At 40.6% G+C, this 286-nt stretch carries 1 rRNA gene (only partly in view); it reads left to right on the forward strand.

What is annotated here, in order from left to right:
* Positions 1 to 57: 57 nt before the first annotated feature.
* Positions 58 to 286: ribosomal RNA gene (locus ASG05_RS15620) — 16S ribosomal RNA — on the forward strand (it continues 1,101 nt past the right edge of the window).

The raw sequence follows: 286 nt of genomic DNA on the forward strand, positions 1-286 counted from the left end.
AAAGAAGACTATTTTTAACAATAGTTAAAACTGGTCAGTATTAAACAACAACATTTTACAATGGAGAGTTTGATCCTGGCTCAGGATGAACGCTAGCGGCAGGCCTAATACATGCAAGTCGAACGATACCAAGAGGCTTGCTTCTTGGAAAAGTGGCGCACGGGTGCGTAACGCGTATGCAACCTACCTTAATCAGGGGGATAGCCCGAAGAAATTCGGATTAACACCGCATAAAAACACAGAATAGCATTATTCAATGTTCAAATATTTATAGGATTAAGATGGG

Source organism: Frigoribacterium sp. Leaf186 (genome assembly GCF_001423905.1).
Taxonomy (GTDB): Bacteria; Actinomycetota; Actinomycetes; order Actinomycetales; family Microbacteriaceae; genus Frigoribacterium.